Consider the following 17584-nt stretch of genomic DNA (forward strand, 5'->3'; position numbering starts at 1 on the left):
ACCCGCATCGCACTCACTGCCCGGTCGGCATGCGGCGGCTGGGGTCGTCCCACAGCGTCGGCACGATGTCGGACACGTCGATGTCGCGGTTCTCGTCGGGCATCACGCCCAGGATCGCACCCACGCGGCTGATCGTGCGGCCAACGGCCGGTGCGGCGTTGTAGGCAGCGGTCTTCCACCCGCCAGTCTCCTTCGTCCCCAGCGGCGAATCGAGCATCGCCAGCACGACATAGCGCGGGGCATCCATCGGGAAAGCCGTCGCGAAGGTGGCGACGTTGCGCGACCGATCGTAACCGCCTGCCACGGCCGCTTCCGCCGTACCGGTCTTGCCGCCGACGCGGTAGCCCGGCGCTTCGCCCCGGCGACCGGTGCCCCGCTGCACGATCAGGCGCAGCATCTGGCGCATCCGTGCGCTCGTCTGCTCGCTGATGACGCGGCGGCCGACCGGCGCGTGGCTGGGGTCGATCTTCAATAACGTCGCCGGTCGCCAGATGCCGCCATTGACCAGCGCGGCATAGGCGCTGGCGAGGTGAAGCGGCGTCACCGCGATGCCATGACCATAGGCCGTCGTCATCGTCGTCGTCCGCGCCCAGTATTTCGGCCAGAGCGGGCGGCCCTTCTCGCGCAGTTCGATATCGGGCTTGGTGTCGAATCCCAGCTTGCGGAACATCGTCTGCATGCGCTCCGGCCCAACTTCGTCGGCGACGCGCGCGGTGGCGATGTTGGACGAATAAATCAGCGTCTCGGCCATGTTCAGCCAGCGCTTGGGATCGCCGCGCTCGTCATGGATCGTGTAGCGGCCGACCTTCAGCGGATGCGTCGCGTCGAAGCGGCGCTGGAACGACGTGACCACGCCCGTGTCCATCGCGGTCGCCATCGTGATCGGCTTGAACGTCGATCCCAGCTCGAACACGCTTTGCGTCGTGATGTTGCGCAGCTGCTCGCTGCCCGCCATGCCGACGCGGTTCGGGTTGAACGTCGGCAACGACACCATCGCGATGACCTCGCCGGTCGCCACATCGAGGACGATCCCGCCCGCTCCGCGCGCGGAGAAGGTCGTCATCGATCGGCCGAGTTCGCTCTCCATCGCCGCCTGCACGCGCGTGTCGATCGACAGCGCGACCGGCTTGCCCGCGGTGGCGGGATTGGTCAGCCGCTCGTCCAGCACGCGCTCCATGCCGCTCATGCCGTGGCCGTCCGTCGACAGGAAACCGAGCGCGTGGGCCGCCATCGTCGACTGCGGGTAGAGGCGCTGGGTCTCGCGCGCGAACACGATCGCGGGCTCACCCAGCGCATTCACCTGCTCCACCAGCGCCGGGGAAGCCCGCTGCTGGAGATAGGTGAAATTCACATCCTTGGTCAGCTGTCCATAGAACCACGCCTGATCCCCGCGGTCCGGCATCAGCGCGGCGAGGCGCGACGCGAGCTCCATCTTGTCGCCCATCAACTTGCGTGGGTGGACGCCGATCGTCCAGGCGTCGATCGTCCGCGCCAGCGGCGACCCGTTGCGGTCGACGATATCGCCCCGCGCCGCCAGCGTCGCCACGGCCGTGCGTGCTTCGCTACCCGCGAACGCCGCCAGCATGCTCAGCCGCCCGATCACGACCAGCACCGCCACGCCGAACAGCAGCAGCAGCATCATCAGCCGCGTGTGCGACGTCGCGACCAGCGCGTGGCGCTGCTTCGGCGTGTTACGCTGTTGCACGGGACGGGCGACCAACGTGGTCACCGCTTGCGCGCTTCCGCCCGGGCGGAGGAGAGGATGTCGCTGAACGTGCTGTCGGACAGCAGCTTGCGATCGAGCATCGCCACGGCCTGCGGCCGGACCTTCGCGACGGCCGCGGCGGCGCGGACGACACTGGCCTCGACGGCGCGCGCCGGTGCAGCCTGCGGCGTGGCGACGACGGCAGCAACGCGGACGGCGGCGGGCGTGCGGAGCGCTGGGGCGTTGGCGGCGACCAGCGTCATCGCAGCCTGCGGCTGCGTCACCTGCACCGGCTGCGGCTGATTCAGCGGCTGCTGAACGCCCGACGGCACGAGCAGCGCGGCGGTCTGCATGCGGCCGTCCTTCATCGCCGGCATCATCGGCTGAGTCACGTCCAGCGCGGCGAGCGCACCCTCATCGCTGACGAACTGGCGGGCGACCGGCGCGGACAGCGCGAGCGTGTCGCCGTTCCACTTCTCCAGCTGCGCCAGGTTCGCGCGCGTGTCGAACTCCGTCTCCAGCGCGCGGATGTCGCGCTGCGCGGACAGGATGCGACCGTTCAGCTGCTCCAGCTTCTTGCGCTCGGTGGCGACCTGCAGCGACACGAGATAGAAGCCGAGCACGACCACGACGGCCCCGCCGAACCACCCGATCCCCTTCAGTCGATACGCCGCCGTCATATTGTCGCCTCCTGTCGCCCGTTCGCCGCACTGGCGGGGGACGCCCCCCACGCCGGGGCCTCCGTCCGCGTCGCCATCCGCAATGTCGCGGAGCGCGCACGCGGGTTGCGTGCCAGCTCCGCCTCGCCGGCGCGCACCGCGCGACCGACCTTCTGAAAACTCGGGGCCGCCGCGGCACTGGCCTGCGGCAGATGACGCGAACCTGAAGGCGCACCGCCCGACCGGTCGCGCAGGAAGCGCTTGACCATCCGGTCCTCCAGACTGTGGAACGTCACGATCGCCAGCCGCCCGCCCGGCTTCAGCACGCGCTCCGCCGCCGCCAGCCCTTCGGCCAGTTCGTCCAGCTCGCGGTTGATGTGGATGCGGATCGCCTGAAAGGTCCGCGTCGCCGGGTCCTTCTTGTCGTGCGGCCGGTAGCCCAGCGCCTTGCGCACCACCGTCGCCAGTTCTCCCGTCCGGGTCAGCGGCCGTGCCGCGACGATCGCGCGCGCGACCCGGCGCGACTTGGGCTCGTCGCCATATTGGTAGAGCACGTCGGCAATCGCCTCTTCGTCCGCCTCGTTGACGAAGTCCGCCGCGCTCATCCCGGCCTGTGCCATCCGCATGTCGAGCGGTCCGTCCGACTGGAACGAGAAGCCCCGCTCCGCCTGATCGAGCTGCATCGACGACACGCCAATATCCAGCGTCACGCCGTCGACCGGCGACTCGATCGCCGATTCCATCGCGGAGAAATCGGCCTGCACCAGCGTCAGGCCATCGATCGCCCCCTCGACCACCGCCGCCTGTCCCGCCAGGATTGCATCCGGGTCGCGATCGAACGCGATCACCCGTACGCCTTTCGCCAGCAGCGCGCGCGTGTAGCCGCCCGCTCCGAAAGTCCCGTCGATCATCGTCTCGCCCGGAGCCGGAGCGAGCGCGGCGACGACCTCGTCGAGCAGCACGGGAACATGAGGCGCCGAGTCGCTCACAGCGTCAGCCCCTTCTGCATCATATGGAAACGCGCCGCCGCCTTGACGTTGTCGGCGATGTCCGGTTCCGCGATCAGCGTCGCCGGGTCCCAGATCTCGATATAGTCGAGCACGCCGTAGAAGAACGCATGCTCGCCGATCGACGCGTAGAAGCGTGGAAACGCTGGCATGATGAACCGGCCGGAACCGTCGAACGGCACCGCTTCGCCCGCTGCCGCGCGACGCTTGATGTTGTAGTCGAACTCGCCGCCCGGCCCGGTATGCTCCGCCTCGCGCCGGTCGAGCTGCTCGGCCAGGATGTCGAGATAGCCCTGATCGTAGGCGACCAGGCATTTGCTCTTCTGGTGCGGGCCCACGATTACCGTGCCGCCGGTCTTCCCGTCCGCCTTGGGCGCATTCGCTGCCAGTGTGGTCCGAAGTGAGGAAGGTATGGCGACCCGGCCCTTGTCATCGACAAGTCCGATCCCTTCGCCCTGATACCGACCCCTGACCAACACGCCGCTCCGCACCTGGCGCGCACGCTTCACCGCCCCGGAACCCGACCTTCGCCGCGTCCCGGCCGCACATTGCGACCGATGAAACCATGCCCCTGTGTGGAACGGGGTGTATCAAGGGTTAACCCGGTCGGCAACGGGATTTTCGGGGAAATCAGGGGAAACGATGCCGGGTTTGGGTGTAACTTTCAGCCATACTGGGGACGCACCGCGGGAAAGCGTTGCTTGCGGGGGAGATGACATGCGTCCGCGCGACGGCATCACCCGCCCGGGGCATCACCCCCCGGCAGCATCGCCGTGGATCCGCGCGGGACGTGAAGCAGAGTCGGGCGTGCTCGTGACGGGTCTGCCGCACGGTGCTCCGCAATGATCGTCATGATGCCGGAACCCCGGCGTCGGTCGGCGCTGGCTCCGAAATATAACAGCCCGGCGTGTCTCCACGCCGGGCTGTGTCGCGATCGGCATGCCGCCGTCCGGCGGACTGTCCGTCACTGGATCGGCGATTCGTTATATTCACTGTTGAGTTCTGCCGCCGCCGTGTTCTCATCACTCGCCCGGCGCGCAACCGTGTTCGCGCACATCGCCTTGGTTTCGGCGTCCGGTATCTCGATCGCCGCGCCCGTCTTGTCGTAATCGGGGTTCTTGCCGAGATAGCCGATGCAGAACATCAACACCTCGTTGATCGAGGGGCGGGTGACGATCTTGACGATCGCCTGCGCCACGTCGCGCACGGCCTCGTCCGATGGCACGCTGCCGCCGCCACCCGGGACGACCACGCCCGGTTCGGTTGCTGCGCCGGTCGACGCCGCCCCCTGACCACCGCCAAGCGCCAGCGTCTGACCCAGACGGGCATCCAGCTTGTCCAGCGTCGCCTGTCTGGTAGCCAGAACCGACTTTGCGCGTTGGCATGCGGTCCACGCATCGAGCGGCGGCTTCGCATCATTGTCTGCGGGTGCGACGGTGACCTTTTCGCAATCCCCCTTCTCCAGCGCGATCGCGTAGCCGATGGATGAGTCTCCCACCGCATCGGCGGCCTCCTGCCGGTCCTTGCGGCTGGCGACGACCAGATCGATCAGGGCAGCGTTGGGGACCGCCGCACTCGTGCCGCCTGCCGAGATCACCGTGGACGGCGGCCGGATCGTGCGCGTCAGTTGCTCGATGGCCAGCACCGTGACCATCGTCTGCTGGTCCCTCGCCGCCTGCACGACAAGAGTCGCCTTGCTGATCCCGTTGGACAGATAGCGTTCGCACGTCCGGTACAGCGACTCGCGCAGCAGGTTGATCGTCTGGGTGCGCTCGATCGTCGCCCCGCTTAGCGACAGCCCCGCCGCCAATTGCCCCGACTGCGTCTTGACGTCCGCCTCGCCCGCGATGGACGCGCTGATCGCGGCGAAAGTATCGGGTGCGGCTTCGGCACACATCCGCAAGTCGCCTCCGCCGCGCGGCACGAAGAAGGAACTGCGCTGATAGGCATCGACCGTCAGGACATGCGGATTTGACGGGTCGATCGGTCGGCTATGATAGATGGTGCCAAGCTCCGCGCACCCTCCGGTCATCGACAACAACGCTACGGCATAGATTTTCTTCATCATACCATCCCCCCGTTCGACGTCGAACGGCGCGATGATCGTCCAAATTGCGACGGGTTCACTCGGGGATCGGTCGGATACGGATGTTCCGGTGGGACGACGACCGACCCTCATCCTTTCGGATCAGGTACTTGCTTCAAACCGCAGACGAAATAATCCGGAGGTCACATCCGATCCGGCGCAACCGCTCCGGTATCAGCGACTCACGTCTGCCCCATCCTGCACGTTCGCGCCCGGCGCTGCGCCCATTTGCGCCAGCGGTTCGCCTTCGACGGGGATCGGTGCGGCATCGTTGCCGGCGGCCATCGACGCGACGAGGTTCGCCTGCGCCGTGCCGGCCACGGGGCGTTCGCGAGTCGCGGAGCCGATGATCGCGCTGGCCAGCGCGATCAACAGCACCACCGCGGCCAGGCCGATCACACCGACCTTCACACGCTGCACCGTCTGGGATGGTTCGGAAACGCCATTCATCGGTATACCCGACTTAGGCGATTTGCGACGAATTCTCAAGCTACCGCTCGATCCAGCCCCTTTTCGGCACGCCACGCCGGGTCGTGCAAGGTCGAAAGATAGCGAAACCCGGTGTCGCACAGGATCGTCGCGACGCGTTTTCCCGGTCCCAGATCGCGACCCAGCCGCACCGCACCCGCGACGTTGATCCCGCTCGACAGGCCCAGGCACAAGCCCTCCTCGTCGAGCAGCCGCCGGACCCACTCATATCCTTCTGCATCCGAAACCCGGTACTGCGTGTCGATCGGCGCGCCTTCCAGATTGGCGGTGATCCGCCCTTGGCCGATGCCCTCCGCGACCGACGATCCTTCGGACTTCAGCTCGCCATGCGCGTAATAATCGTACAGCGCTGCACCGTAGGGATCCGTCAGCGCGATCGTCACGCCCTCGTCATGCGCCTTCAGGCCCAGCCCGACGCCCGCCAGCGTGCCCCCCGTCCCGACCGCGCAGGTGAAGCCGTCGACCCGCCCCTCCAGCTGCGTCCAGATCTCCTCCGCGGTGCCGACGATGTGCGCCCGCCGATTGGCGATATTGTCGAACTGATTCGCCCAAACCGCACCCGGCGTCTCCTCGGCGATCCGGCGCGACGTGTGGACGAAGTGACAGGGCGACGAATAGGGCGCGGCCGGCACCAGCACCAATTCGGCGCCGAGCGCGCGCAGCGTGTCCATCTTCTCCCTGCTTTGCGTCTCCGGCATGACGATGATCGTCCGGTACCCCTTGGCATTGGCAACCAGCGCCAGGCCGATCCCGGTGTTGCCCGCCGTGCCCTCCACGATCGTCCCGCCGGGTTGCAGTGCACCACGCTGTTCCGCATCCTCGACGATGAACAGGGCGGCGCGGTCCTTTACCGACGCACCCGGATTGGTGAACTCGCATTTGCCGAAGATATCGCACCCACTCGCCTCGCTTGGCCCCTTCAGCCGGACGAGCGGGGTATTGCCGATGAGAGACAGCGTGTCGGGAACGATGGCGGTGGGAAAGGTCATGATCGTCCACATAGGCGCTGCACCCCCGCGACCCAAGCGACCGCCGCTTCGTTGCAGCCAAGCTGCACTGATGGTAGAAGGTGAATGGAGGAGGTAGACATGGGCGTCCAGTTGAACATCAAGAGTGCCGAGGCCCGACATTTGGCGGAGAAAGTTGCCAGCACGACAGGCGTGTCGATTACGGAAGCCGTAACCGATGCGCTGCGTCGCCGCCTTCAGGAAGTGGAGCGGGAAGTCGCCACCGCCGACGACGCGCTTCTACGGCGAGCAGCCGATTTCCACGCGATGATGGCGGGCAGCCGCGCATGCTGGCCGGCGGCGATGCTGGACGTCGATCACGGCGACCTGCTGTATGGTGAAGATGGGCTGCCGCGATGATAGTCGACACGTCGGTGCTCATCGCGTTGCTGCGGGAAGAGCCTGAAGCTGAACGGTTCGTCTCGATCATGATCCGCGAACCCGGCAACCTGAGGATCGCCGCTGCCAATTACTTGGAGGCCGCGATCGTGACAGACTCCAATGGCTCGGAACTCCTCAGCGCCCGATTGGGAGAGTTGATGGACTTCTTCCATATCGATGTGATCCCGGTTTCGCGTTATCACGCCGATATCGCCCGGAAAGCCTACCGAACCTACGGCCGCGGCCACCACCCTGCCCGCCTCAACTTCGGCGATTGCTTTGCTTATGCGCTCAGCAAAACGTCGGGCGAACCGCTGCTGTTCAAGGGCGACGACTTCGCCGCTACGGACATCGTCGCCGCCGCTTGAATCGCGCGGCACCCGCTGTCCAACCTCCGATCGTTCTGGTATTGTTCTGCAATGCCCGGCGACTCGCCCCTGTCCTTGCAATCGCCAGCCTCCGCCACGGCCGTTCCGGGCAAAGTGGAGGACACACCCGCCGACGCCTCCACTTCCTCCACTTCGGTTGGCGTCACCGGCGCGCCGAACCTCCCGCCCCGCCCGCTGCGCTGGCTGTTCCTCGACCTCAATTCCTACTTCGCCAGCGTCGAACAGCAGTTGCAGCCGTCGCTCCGCGGCCGCCCCGTCATCGTCGCGCCGGTCGGCACCGACACCACCGTCGCCATCGCTGCTTCGATCGAGGCCAAGCGCTACGGCATCGCGACCGGCACGCCGGTATGGCGCGCGCGCGAACTGTGTCCGGATGTCGTCGTCACGCCTGCCCGGCACGAACGCTATGTGGAATTCCACGACGCGATCATCGCGGAGGTCGGTCGGCACATACCAGTCACCAAGGTGTGTTCGATCGACGAAGTCGCCTGCCGCCTGCTCGACAACGAAAACGCCCGCGCCGATGCGGAGGCGCTGGCCGCGCGGATCAAGGCCGGCATCCGCACGGTCGTCGGTGAGCGGATGACGTCGTCGATCGGCATCGCCCCCAACCGCCTGCTCGCGAAACTGGCGTCCGACCTGATGAAGCCGGACGGCCTCGTCGTCTTCGAACAACAGGACCTACCGCACGCGCTCTACCGGCTGCGATTGCGCGACATCAGCGGCATCGGGGAGAAGATGGAACGGCGGCTGGCCCGCGATGGCGTCAACGATATTCGCCAGCTCTGCGAGCGGCGTCCGCGCGACGCCGGCCACGCCTGGGGTGGCACGGACGGCGACCGGCTCTGGTATCTGCTCCACGGCGTCGACCTGCCGGAAAAGCCGTCGCAGCCGCGCACCGTAGGTCACAGCCACGTGCTCTCTCCCCGCCACCGCGACATCGAGGGTGCTCGGCTGACTGCCCGCCGTCTGGCGTTGAAGGCTGCCAGTCGCCTTCGCCGCAAGGGCTATCGCGCCCGCGAGCTTGTGCTGCATGGCCGCTTCGAGGATCTACGCGCGGACGGGAAGCGCGACAAATGGGCGGGGCACACCCGGCTTCCTGCGACGCAGGACAGCTTCGTGGTGCTCGATCACCTCGACCGGCTGCTGATGCCGCGCCTCCTCGCCGCCGGCCGTGCCCGCCCGGGCGGATTCCGGCTCCGGATGGTCGGCGTGACATTGTCGGGAATCGAACCGATCGCGGCGGAGCAGGGGTCGCTATGGGCGCATCTCGATGCCGACGATCCGCTCGCGCGGGAGACGCGGACGCTGGCGCTCAGTTGCGCGATGGACCGCATCAATCAGCGCTGGGGCCGCAATGCCGTCAGTGTCGGGCCGCTGGGCGGCGGACGGCTCGACCGGGTTGGCACGAAGATCGCGTTCGGGCGCATCCCGGAAATTGCCGAGTTCCACGAATGAGTCGGATTGTCTGACATATCTTGACGGTTGCGTTACCATCGGCAAAGCGGGCCGGGCTATGAAGAACCCCATCCTTCTCGCCGCCCCCCTCCTCGTTCTCGCCGCCTGCAATTCGCAGCCGAAGCAGCCCGAGGTGCTGGATTCCAATCCCGATCCGATGGCCAACCGCCTCGCCAACGCCGCCCCCGTCGAACTGCCCCCTGCGATCCGTGCCGACAAGACGCTGCGCTGCGGCGATGGTTCGCTCGTCGGCGTCACCTTCTTCCAGGGTGACAAGCTGGTCAGCGTCCGCGTTCCCTCCACAGCCACCCCCGTGCGCCTCACCGCGCCCGAGGCGGGGCAGCCCTACACCGCCGACGGCGGCTGGAAGCTGACCGGCGACGAGAAGTCCGTCAACGTCACGCCGGCCGGCAAGGCCGCACTGACCTGCCACGACTGATCAACCGATCGTGTAGAACATCTGGGGCCGGCGGCGCGATCCGCCGGCCCTTTTTCATACCAGCCGCGCCGACCTATCCCGCGTGAAAGCAAGCCGTTATGATGCGACCCGAACAAGGATACGCATCATGCTCGACACTTCCGCCGCCCAGGTTCCGACGCTCAGCCTCGCCGACCAGGCCTCCGATCCCGACGCGTTCGCGCAGGCGTTCGGCACGTCCTTCCAGCGGTTCGGCTTCGCGATCGTTGCCGATCACGGCATCCCGCAGGACCTGATCGCCCGCGCCTGGGCTGAAACGGAGGCGCTGTTCGCCCTGCCCGACGCGGAGAAGCGCCAGTACCACGTCACGGGCGGAGGCGGCGCGCGCGGCTACACGCCCTTCAAGACGGAAATCGCCAAGGACGCCAAGCACGTCGATCTGAAGGAATTCTGGCACGTCGGCCGCGAACTGCCCGCCGGTCACCGCTTCGCCGACACGATGTCGCCGAACATCTGGCCCACCCGGCCGGAAGGTTTCCGCGATACGTTCGTCGAACTGTTCGCCGCGTTCGATGCCGCCGGCGATCGGCTGCTGTCGGCGATCGCCCGCTATCTGAAGCTCGCGCCCGACTGGTTCGACCCCGCGGTGAAGGACGGCAACTCCGTCCTGCGCCTGCTCCACTATCCGCCGATTCCCGCCGATGCGGAGGGCGTCCGTGCCGGCGCGCACGAGGACATCAATCTCATCACGCTGCTGCTCGGTGCGGAGGAAGCCGGCCTCGAACTGCTCGACCGCAGCCAGGGAGAGGACGGGGGCCGCTGGCTGTCGATCAAGCCGCCGGAGGGTGCGATGGTCGTCAACGTCGGCGACATGCTGCAACGCCTGACCAACCACGTCCTGCCGTCGACCACTCACCGGGTCGTCAATCCGCCGCCCGAGCGCCGCGGCCATTCACGCTATTCGATGCCCTTCTTCTTGCACCCGGCGCCCGATTTCCTGATCGAGACACTGCCCGGCACGATCACGCCCGAGAACCCGAACCGCTATCCGGAGCCGATCACCGCGCACGACTACCTGTATCAACGGCTGGTGGAGATCGGCCTTATCAAACCCTAGTCGCGACCCGATCACCCCGGCTATCGTCCGGGTGATCGACGTCGTCAGCCAGCCTCGAAACCCCGTTCCAGGAACCGCGTCGCTACAGCGCAGTGCAGAGCGACGCCCTTGGCCATCACCGCCTCGTCGATGGTCATGCGCGTGTTGTGCAGCGGTGGGTTCGTCGCCGGATCGCTCCCGACCGGCGCCGCGCCGATGAACGCGAACGCACCCGGGACGGCTTGCAGCACATAGGAGAAATCCTCCGCGCCCATGATCGGGTGGATCATCGGTTCGAATCCATCCTCGCCGAGTTGCTCGACCGCAGACTCTCGCATCAACACTGCTGCACGCACATCGTTGACCGTCACCGGATACCCCGTGTCGATCCACGCCTCGCCCACAGCACCGTGCGCCGCCGCGATGTTCTCGACGATCCGCACGAACGCCGCATGACACTGCACCCGCGTCGCTTCCGAAAGAGTGCGCAGCGTGCCGAGCAGCGTCGCTTCACCGGGGATGACGTTGTGCGCCGTCCCTGCCGTGATCTTCGTGATCGACAGCACCGCGGGATCGCTGACCGACACCTGCCGCCCGATATAGACCTGCAACGCCGTCACGATCTCGCATGCTACCGGTATCGGATCGAGCCCACCCTGCGGCATCGCCGCGTGGCCGCCGCGACCGACGATCCGTGCGTGCAGCGTGTCGGCCGACGCCATCACCGTTCCCGTCCGAGTCGTGACGACGCCCGACGCGTGGTTGGGCGAGATGTGCAGCGCGAATGCCGCGTCCGGCGCAGGGTCCGCGAGCAGCCCATCCTCGATCATGAACCGCGCGCCGTGGTGCCCCTCCTCGCCCGGCTGGAACATGAACACGACTGTACCCGGCAGCACATCGCGTCGCGCGCACAGCGCCTTCGCCGCACCGACCAGCATCGCGGTATGCGAATCATGCCCGCACGCATGCATCGCCCCCGGCACACCGCTCGCGAAGTCGAGCCCGGTCTCCTCCTGCATCGGCAACGCATCCATGTCGCCACGCAGCAGCACGGTCCGGCCGTTGCCGCCCGTCCGGTCGATACCGCCGCCCCGCAGGATTGCCACGAAACCGGTCGTGGATGTTCCCTCACGAAACTCCAGCGGCAGGCCCGCCAGCGCCGCCTTGATCCGCGCGCTGGTCCGCGGACACTGAAGCCCGATCTCGGGATCGGCGTGAATCGCGCGCCGCAACGTTACGACCTCGTCGAACACGCTGTCCGCCGCACCGCGCCAGTCGGCGGCCATCTCGTCCAGGCTCATCACGCTTTCCTCATCCACGGAACAGTCCGCCCAATACGCCACGCAGCAGCCCGCCGACGATCCCGCCGGACGACGCCGACGACCGCCGCTTGGTCGTGCCGAACACCTGCTTGCCGATCTCGTTCGCAACCTGTCGCCCGATCGACGAGCTTGCCGCCCGCGTCGCGCTGGTCGCCATCTTAGACCACGGGCTGTTAGCCGATTCCCGCGCCGCGTCCCGTTCCTGCCGATCGGCTTCACGCTGGGCTGCGATCCGCGCGCGCTCTGCATCCTTCGCCGCCCTGGCATCGTCCTTCGCGCGCAACGCCGCGGCCTTCTCGTCGGCATCGGCAGAGCGCGCGGCTGCAGCAGACGCCGCCGCCTCCTGCGTCTTGGCCGACAGCAATTCCTCGGCCGACTCGCGGTCGATCAACTCGTCGTATTTGTCGCCGACCCAATCCGTCTCGATCAGGACCTTGCGCTCGTCCGGCGTGACCGGTCCGACCCGGCTGGCGGGAGGCTTGATGAGCGTCCGCTCCACCGGCGACGGCGAACCGTCCGCCTGCAACAGCGATACCAGCGCCTCGCCCACCTTCAGTTCGGTGATCGCGGTCGCGACATCGACGCCCGGGTTGGCGCGGAACGTCTCCGCCGCCGCGCGCACCGCCGCCTGATCGCGAGGGGTGAACGCGCGCAACGCATGCTGCACCCGATTGCCGAGCTGCCCCGCCACCTTGTCCGGAATATCCAGCGGGTTCTGTGTGATGAAATAAATGCCGACCCCCTTCGACCGGATCAGCCGCACGACCTGCTCGATCTTTTCCAGCAGAGCGTCGGGCGCCTCGTCGAATAGCAGGTGCGCCTCGTCGAAGAAGAACGCCATCACCGGTTTGTCGGGGTCACCGATTTCCGGCAATTGCTCGAACAGCTCGCTCAGCAACCACAGCAGGAACGTCGAATACAGCTTCGGACTCGCCATCAGCTTGTCCGCCGCCAGAATGTTGACGACGCCGCGACCGGTGTCGTCCAGCCGGATCATGTCAGCCAGTTCCAGCGCCGGCTCACCGAAGAAATGCTCCGCACCCTGCGACCGCAATTGCAACAGCGCGCGCTGGATCGTGCCGACCGACTGTTTCGACACGTTGCCATACGTCGTGGTCAGTTCCGCCGCCCGCTCCGCGCAATGCGCCAGCATTGCCTGAAGGTCGTCCAGATCGAGCAGCAGCAGGCCCTCCTGGTCCGCGACATGGAAGGCGATCGTCAGCACCCCCTCCTGCACCGCGTTCAGGTCCATCAGGCGCGCCAGCAGCAGCGGCCCCATCTCGCTGACGGTGGTCCGAACCGGGTGGCCCTGCTCGCCGAACAGGTCCCAGAATTGCACGGGATTGTCGCGGTACTTCCAGTCGGTGTCGCCGATCTCCGCCGCCCGCGCCGCAAAGGTCGCGTGGGTCTTGGCAGTGGGCGAGCCGGCCATCGCCAGCCCCGATAGGTCCCCCTTCACATCGGCGACGAAGGTCGGCACGCCAACGGCGGAGAAGCCCTCGACGATCCCCTGCAACGTCACCGTCTTGCCCGTGCCCGTGGCGCCGGCGATCAGGCCGTGTCGGTTCGCCCGGCGCAGATCGATCGCCTGCGGCGTGCCCCCGCCGCCGATATTCTGGCCGAGCCCGATGAAGATGCCGTCCGCCATATACCGTCTCCTGACCGCGTCAGCGTAGCGCGCTCCCGCCCCATAAGGGAAGGGCCGCCGCCCCCAGTCGGGAGCGACGGCCCTTCGTCTTGCTTAAGTCGAGGATCAGCCCTTGATCTTGATCGGGATAAACCGCGCCGGGTTGCGGCCGCGCATTGCCAGCACCAGCACCTGCGGGCGACCTGCCGCCTTGGCCGCGGCCACCGCCCGCGCCAGATCCGCGGCGGTACGGACCGGCGTGCCGTTAACCGACTGGATCACGTCGCCACGCTGCAACTTGCCCGCGGCATCGCTGGTCGGGGATACGGCACCGATCACCACGCCCTGCACCGTCGCCGCGACGCCGACCGCTCGCGCGATGCCCGGCGTCAGCGGCTGGACGGACAAGCCCAGCGTGCCGCCCTCGGCCGGTGTCACCGCACCGTCATCGTCGCTGTCGCCATCCGTACCGAAGCCGCCAGAATCCTCACCGCCATTCAGCGTCGCGGTTAGCTGCTCTGCCGACGGACGCGGCGCGGCCGTCACCGACAGGGTCACCGGCTTGCCATCGCGCAGCACGTCCAGTCGCGCGGTGCTGCCCGGCTTCACGTTCGACACGAGGTAGGACAGCGTCTGGTCCGGCGTGACCGCCTGCCCGTTGACCTTCACGACGACGTCGCCGGCACGCAGCCCGGCCTTGGCCGCCGGGCCGCTGGGCTCGACGCCGGCGATCAGCTCGCCCTGGTTCTTCGGAATACCGAGCGCCGCGGACGTGTCCTCGTCGATCGTCCCCCCTTGCAGGGTGACGCCGAGATAACCGCGGCTGATCGTGCCGCCCTTCATGAACGTCTCGATGATCGGCTTCGCGGTCGCCGCAGGAATGGCGAAGCCGATGCCGATGTTGCCGCCCGACTGGCTGAAGATCTGGCTGTTAACGCCAATCACGTTACCGTTCAGGTCGAACATCGGTCCGCCGGAATTGCCCTGGTTGATCGAAGCGTCGGTCTGGATGAAGCGGTCGTATGCGCCGCCCTGACCCGTCACGCGGTTGATCGCCGATACGATACCGGCCGTCACCGTGCCGCCGAGACCGAACGGCTCGCCGATCGCGACGACCCAGTCACCAACACGCGCCTTCGCCGAATCTCCCCAGCGGACGAACGGAAGGTTGCTGGCCTCGATCTTCAGCAACGCCAAATCAGAGTCGCGGTCCTGACCGATGACCTTCGCAACGTATTCCTTGTTGTCGGACAGCGTCACGCTAATGGAATTGACCGTCGCCCCGCGCGCACCCGGCGCGATCACGTGCGCGTTGGTCACGACATAGCCGTCCGGCGAGATCAGGAAGCCCGATCCCAGCGACGCGCCCTGCCGCGGCCGCGACGGCGCACCGCCGCCCTGCCCGCCGAACAAACCCTCGAACGGCGTACCGGAGAAGGGATTGGCCTGTGCCGGCTGGTTGATCGTCTGCTTGGTCGAGATGTTGACGACCGCCGGCTGCAACTTGGCGACCATGTCCGCGAAGCTCATCGGCGCGCCGGCCTTCGGCACGGCGGCCTGGATCGTACCCGGCTCGTTCTGCGCGACCTGCGCACCGCTCGGGTTCAAGGCGAGGGTAGCGGTCGCGCCGCCGAGCAGCAGGGCACTGGTAATGGCGTAGGCGTATCGCACTAGGATATTGTCCTCTCGTCTTCGATCGTACCCGGATCGATTGCGGGATAGCGGCTGAACGGTCGTTGAATATGAACCAGTCCCGCAGCATCCATTCAGTCTAACGCCTTTTACGTGGTTCCGAATGCCACCGCTTCAAGAGCCGAATGCAGCCGCGATGCGAAGATCGAGGTGGTCCGGCAATCCTGGATCAGGATTTCGCCGGGCCGTAGTGCTTCGCTCAATGCAACGCGCCGGATCGCATGCTTACCGCCCCGGTGCCATGAACTCGCGCAGATAGGAGTTGTTGGGCGACAGGATGATCGACGTCGCACCCTTTTCGTCGGTCGAACCGTCCGCCCCGAACGTCCGCCGATACGACTGCATCGCCCGGTAGAAATCGTAGAAGCCGGCATCCTTGCCGAAACTCTCGGCGTAGATGCGCGATGCCTCGGCATCAGCATCGGCCTGCACGATCCGCGCCTGACGCTGCCCCTCGGCGGCGATCGTGACCGCCTCCTGCTGACGGGCGGTCTGCATCCGGCGCAGCGCCGATTCCAGCGGCGTCCCTTCAGGCAATTCGGCCTGCTTGATACGCACGTCGACGATCTCGACGCCGTACTGGCGCGCGCGACGATCGAGCCCACGCTGAATCGAGTCCATCACCTCGCCGCGTTCCGGCGTCAGCAGCGTCGCGAACCGTACCTTGCCCAGCTCGTTGCGCAGCGTCGATCCGAACTGCGGGCGTAGCTGGTTGGCGACGCCTTCCTCGCTTCCGGCCGTCGCCAGCATCAGCCGCGGGTCGACGACGCGAAACCGCGCAAACGCATCGACGTTCAGCCGCAACTGGTCGGTCGACAGCACCTGCGTATTCTCGAGATCAAGGTCCAGCACGCGCTTGTCGACCCACGTGATGCGGTCGAGGAACGGCACCCGCGCGATCAGGCCGGCACCGGACGATCCGATCGGCTGGTTGGCCTGATACTTGTTCACGACGCGGATCGGCTGGGCGAGGCGATACACCACCGCCTGCTGCGTCTCGGGCACGATCGCGAAGGTCGCCGCGGCCAGAATCACCAGCACCAACGCCGCGATGCCGATCGTGACGGGATTCTTCCAGAGGCCGCTCACTGTCCCGCTCCCGTCGTCGCTGCGGGCTGAGCCGGCGCCGGAGCCGGCGCGGCCACGACCGCTGCTGGTGCCGGCGCACGCGTTGCGCCGGGCACCTGCAGATACGGCACGGTTCCACCCGGCTCCACGATCGTCTTGTTCGACTTCGCCAGCACGTCCTCCATCGTCTCGTAATACATGCGGCGACGCGTCACCTCGGGGGCCAGCTTGTACTGCGCATAGACCCGGTCGAACGCTGCCGCTTCGCCCTGGGCGCGTGCCACGACCTGCTGCGCATAGGCGCGGCTGCGGTTGACCGCAGCCACCGCCTCCTGCTGCGCCGCCGTCACCTTGTTGAAGTCGTCGACGATCTGCTGGGGTGCGCTCGCGCGATTGATCGACACGCTCTGGATGCGCACGCCCGCACGGTAGCTGTTGAGGATCGACTGCGTCAGTTCGCTGACCTCGGATTCGATCGTCGTGCGGCCGCGGCCCAGCGCCTGATCCAGCGTCGTGTTCGCGATCACCGCGCGCATGGCGCTCTCCGCCGCGGCGCGCACCGTCTCTTCCGGCTCGCGCAGCTCGAACACGTATTCGCTCGGATTGGCGATGTTCCAGCGCACCGAATAGGTCAGGTCGACGATGTTCTGATCCTTGGTCAGCGCCAGGTTGACGCCATCGCCACGCGGAAAATTCTCCGTGCGAAAGCCTTGCACGTTGACTGTCTGCACGCGCGCGATCGGAGCCGGCGGCGTAATCTGCACACCCGGCTGCAAGGTCCCGGCATAGCGGCCGAAATACGTCACGACGCCGCGCTCCTGCGGCGCGATCTGGTGGATCGAGGTGAACACCAGCCAGATCGCCACCAGAATGGCCGCACCGATCGCCCACAGCATCCGCGCGTTCGGCCCGGTCGGCAGGCCGGAAAACCCGCCGCCACCGCTACCGCCACCACCCGCGTTGCGGGCCTTCTTCAGGAACTCGTCGAGCGCCGTCGGCCGCGGACCGTTGCCATTGCTGCCCGCAGGCTTCTTGCCGCCCGGCGGCAGCGACCACGGATTGCGCGGTCCCCCGCCGCTATTCTCCCCGCCGCCCCAGGGGCCCTTCGGAGTTTCGACGGCGAGGACAGTGGGGCGCTTGCGCCAGCGCGGCAGGATGCTCATCCGTCCTCTATAGGAAG

The 17584-nt window shown here is 67.1% G+C and carries 17 protein-coding genes; 5 read left to right on the forward strand and 12 right to left on the reverse strand.

What is annotated here, in order from left to right; translation table 11 throughout:
- Positions 1-13 precede the first annotated feature (13 nt).
- The 7 genes from ILT43_RS04385 to ILT43_RS04415 all read right to left on the reverse strand — a co-directional run bounded on the left by ILT43_RS04385 (position 14) and on the right by ILT43_RS04415 (position 6935).
- Entirely contained in the window at positions 14-1729 is a 1716-nt protein-coding gene (locus tag ILT43_RS04385; protein ID WP_204195255.1) for a penicillin-binding transpeptidase domain-containing protein, read from the reverse strand.
- Positions 1726-2385 carry a hypothetical protein gene (locus ILT43_RS04390; protein ID WP_204195263.1) on the reverse strand — a complete coding sequence of 220 codons (660 nt, stop codon included), beginning with the start codon at positions 2383-2385 and terminating at the stop codon, positions 1726-1728. Before ILT43_RS04390 ends, ILT43_RS04385 begins: the two co-directional genes overlap by 4 nt.
- Complete coding sequence (gene rsmH / locus ILT43_RS04395; RefSeq protein ID WP_204195270.1) at positions 2382-3353, reverse strand: 16S rRNA (cytosine(1402)-N(4))-methyltransferase RsmH; 972 nt, start codon at positions 3351-3353, stop codon at positions 2382-2384. Before rsmH ends, ILT43_RS04390 begins: the two co-directional genes overlap by 4 nt.
- A complete protein-coding gene (locus tag ILT43_RS04400; protein WP_204195274.1) occupies positions 3350-3880 on the reverse strand; it encodes a hypothetical protein in 531 nt (176 codons plus the stop codon). The genes rsmH and ILT43_RS04400 overlap by 4 nt, the downstream gene beginning before the upstream one ends.
- 455 nt (positions 3881-4335) lie before the next feature.
- Positions 4336-5439 (reverse strand): hypothetical protein, encoded by a 1104-nt coding sequence (locus ILT43_RS04405; RefSeq protein WP_204195290.1) that lies wholly within the window; start codon positions 5437-5439, stop codon positions 4336-4338.
- 192 nt (positions 5440-5631) lie between these two features.
- The gene (locus ILT43_RS04410; RefSeq protein WP_204195295.1) at positions 5632-5907 is read right to left on the reverse strand and encodes a hypothetical protein; all 276 of its coding nucleotides are present in this window, start codon (positions 5905-5907) and stop codon (positions 5632-5634) included.
- Between the two features lie 35 nt (positions 5908-5942).
- On the reverse strand, positions 5943-6935 hold the full coding sequence (locus tag ILT43_RS04415; protein ID WP_204195301.1) for a cysteine synthase A: 993 nt from the start codon (positions 6933-6935) through the stop codon (positions 5943-5945).
- A 99-nt stretch (positions 6936-7034) separates the two neighbouring features.
- Between ILT43_RS04415 and ILT43_RS04420 the strand changes: the two genes are divergently transcribed.
- The 5 genes from ILT43_RS04420 (at position 7035) to ILT43_RS04440 (ending at position 10716) form a co-directional block, all read left to right on the forward strand.
- Positions 7035-7313, forward strand: a complete 279-nt coding sequence (locus ILT43_RS04420; RefSeq protein ID WP_204195317.1) for a type II toxin-antitoxin system VapB family antitoxin — start codon at positions 7035-7037, stop codon at positions 7311-7313.
- The gene (locus tag ILT43_RS04425; RefSeq protein WP_204195332.1) at positions 7310-7702 is read left to right on the forward strand and encodes a type II toxin-antitoxin system VapC family toxin; all 393 of its coding nucleotides are present in this window, start codon (positions 7310-7312) and stop codon (positions 7700-7702) included. Before ILT43_RS04420 ends, ILT43_RS04425 begins: the two co-directional genes overlap by 4 nt.
- Positions 7703-7816: 114 nt before the next feature.
- Positions 7817-9181: a Y-family DNA polymerase gene (locus ILT43_RS04430; RefSeq protein WP_204195347.1), complete on the forward strand. Its 1365-nt coding sequence runs from the start codon at positions 7817-7819 to the stop codon at positions 9179-9181.
- Positions 9182-9239: 58 nt separating this feature from the next.
- Complete coding sequence (locus ILT43_RS04435; RefSeq protein WP_204195354.1) at positions 9240-9620, forward strand: hypothetical protein; 381 nt, start codon at positions 9240-9242, stop codon at positions 9618-9620.
- A 127-nt stretch (positions 9621-9747) separates the two neighbouring features.
- Positions 9748-10716 carry an isopenicillin N synthase family dioxygenase gene (locus ILT43_RS04440; RefSeq protein WP_204195362.1) on the forward strand — a complete coding sequence of 323 codons (969 nt, stop codon included), beginning with the start codon at positions 9748-9750 and terminating at the stop codon, positions 10714-10716.
- A gap of 44 nt (positions 10717-10760) precedes the next feature.
- Here the strand turns inward: ILT43_RS04440 and ILT43_RS04445 are convergent, their stop codons facing one another.
- From ILT43_RS04445 to ILT43_RS04465, 5 genes are all read right to left on the reverse strand, one after another.
- The gene (locus ILT43_RS04445) at positions 10761-11996 is read right to left on the reverse strand and encodes a M20 metallopeptidase family protein (protein WP_204195368.1); all 1236 of its coding nucleotides are present in this window, start codon (positions 11994-11996) and stop codon (positions 10761-10763) included.
- A 10-nt stretch (positions 11997-12006) separates the two neighbouring features.
- Positions 12007-13665 (reverse strand): helicase HerA-like domain-containing protein, encoded by a 1659-nt coding sequence (locus tag ILT43_RS04450; RefSeq protein WP_204195370.1) that lies wholly within the window; start codon positions 13663-13665, stop codon positions 12007-12009.
- Positions 13666-13770: 105 nt separating this feature from the next.
- A complete protein-coding gene (locus ILT43_RS04455) occupies positions 13771-15315 on the reverse strand; it encodes a Do family serine endopeptidase (protein WP_204195374.1) in 1545 nt (514 codons plus the stop codon).
- A 246-nt stretch (positions 15316-15561) separates the two neighbouring features.
- A complete protein-coding gene (gene hflC, locus ILT43_RS04460) occupies positions 15562-16425 on the reverse strand; it encodes an SPFH domain-containing protein (protein WP_204195387.1) in 864 nt (287 codons plus the stop codon).
- Entirely contained in the window at positions 16422-17567 is a 1146-nt protein-coding gene (locus ILT43_RS04465; RefSeq protein ID WP_204195394.1) for a protease modulator HflK, read from the reverse strand. Before ILT43_RS04465 ends, hflC begins: the two co-directional genes overlap by 4 nt.
- Between the last annotated feature and the right edge of the window lie 17 nt (positions 17568-17584).

The sequence above is a fragment of the Sphingomonas longa genome (genome assembly GCF_016892685.1).
GTDB lineage: Bacteria > Pseudomonadota > Alphaproteobacteria > Sphingomonadales > Sphingomonadaceae > Sphingomonas > Sphingomonas longa.

Coding starts and splice junctions, on each gene's coding strand:
- ILT43_RS04415 (WP_204195301.1), bottom strand. CDS start 6,935: ATGACCTTTCCCACCGCCATCGTTCCCGACACGCTGTCTCTCATCGGC.
- ILT43_RS04390 (WP_204195263.1), bottom strand. CDS start 2,385: ATGACGGCGGCGTATCGACTGAAGGGGATCGGGTGGTTCGGCGGGGCC.
- ILT43_RS04405 (WP_204195290.1), bottom strand. CDS start 5,439: ATGATGAAGAAAATCTATGCCGTAGCGTTGTTGTCGATGACCGGAGGG.
- ILT43_RS04420 (WP_204195317.1), top strand. CDS start 7,035: ATGGGCGTCCAGTTGAACATCAAGAGTGCCGAGGCCCGACATTTGGCG.
- ILT43_RS04445 (WP_204195368.1), bottom strand. CDS start 11,996: ATGAGCCTGGACGAGATGGCCGCCGACTGGCGCGGTGCGGCGGACAGC.
- ILT43_RS04435 (WP_204195354.1), top strand. CDS start 9,240: ATGAAGAACCCCATCCTTCTCGCCGCCCCCCTCCTCGTTCTCGCCGCC.
- ILT43_RS04450 (WP_204195370.1), bottom strand. CDS start 13,665: ATGGCGGACGGCATCTTCATCGGGCTCGGCCAGAATATCGGCGGCGGG.
- ILT43_RS04425 (WP_204195332.1), top strand. CDS start 7,310: ATGATAGTCGACACGTCGGTGCTCATCGCGTTGCTGCGGGAAGAGCCT.
- ILT43_RS04410 (WP_204195295.1), bottom strand. CDS start 5,907: ATGAATGGCGTTTCCGAACCATCCCAGACGGTGCAGCGTGTGAAGGTC.
- ILT43_RS04440 (WP_204195362.1), top strand. CDS start 9,748: ATGCTCGACACTTCCGCCGCCCAGGTTCCGACGCTCAGCCTCGCCGAC.
- ILT43_RS04465 (WP_204195394.1), bottom strand. CDS start 17,567: ATGAGCATCCTGCCGCGCTGGCGCAAGCGCCCCACTGTCCTCGCCGTC.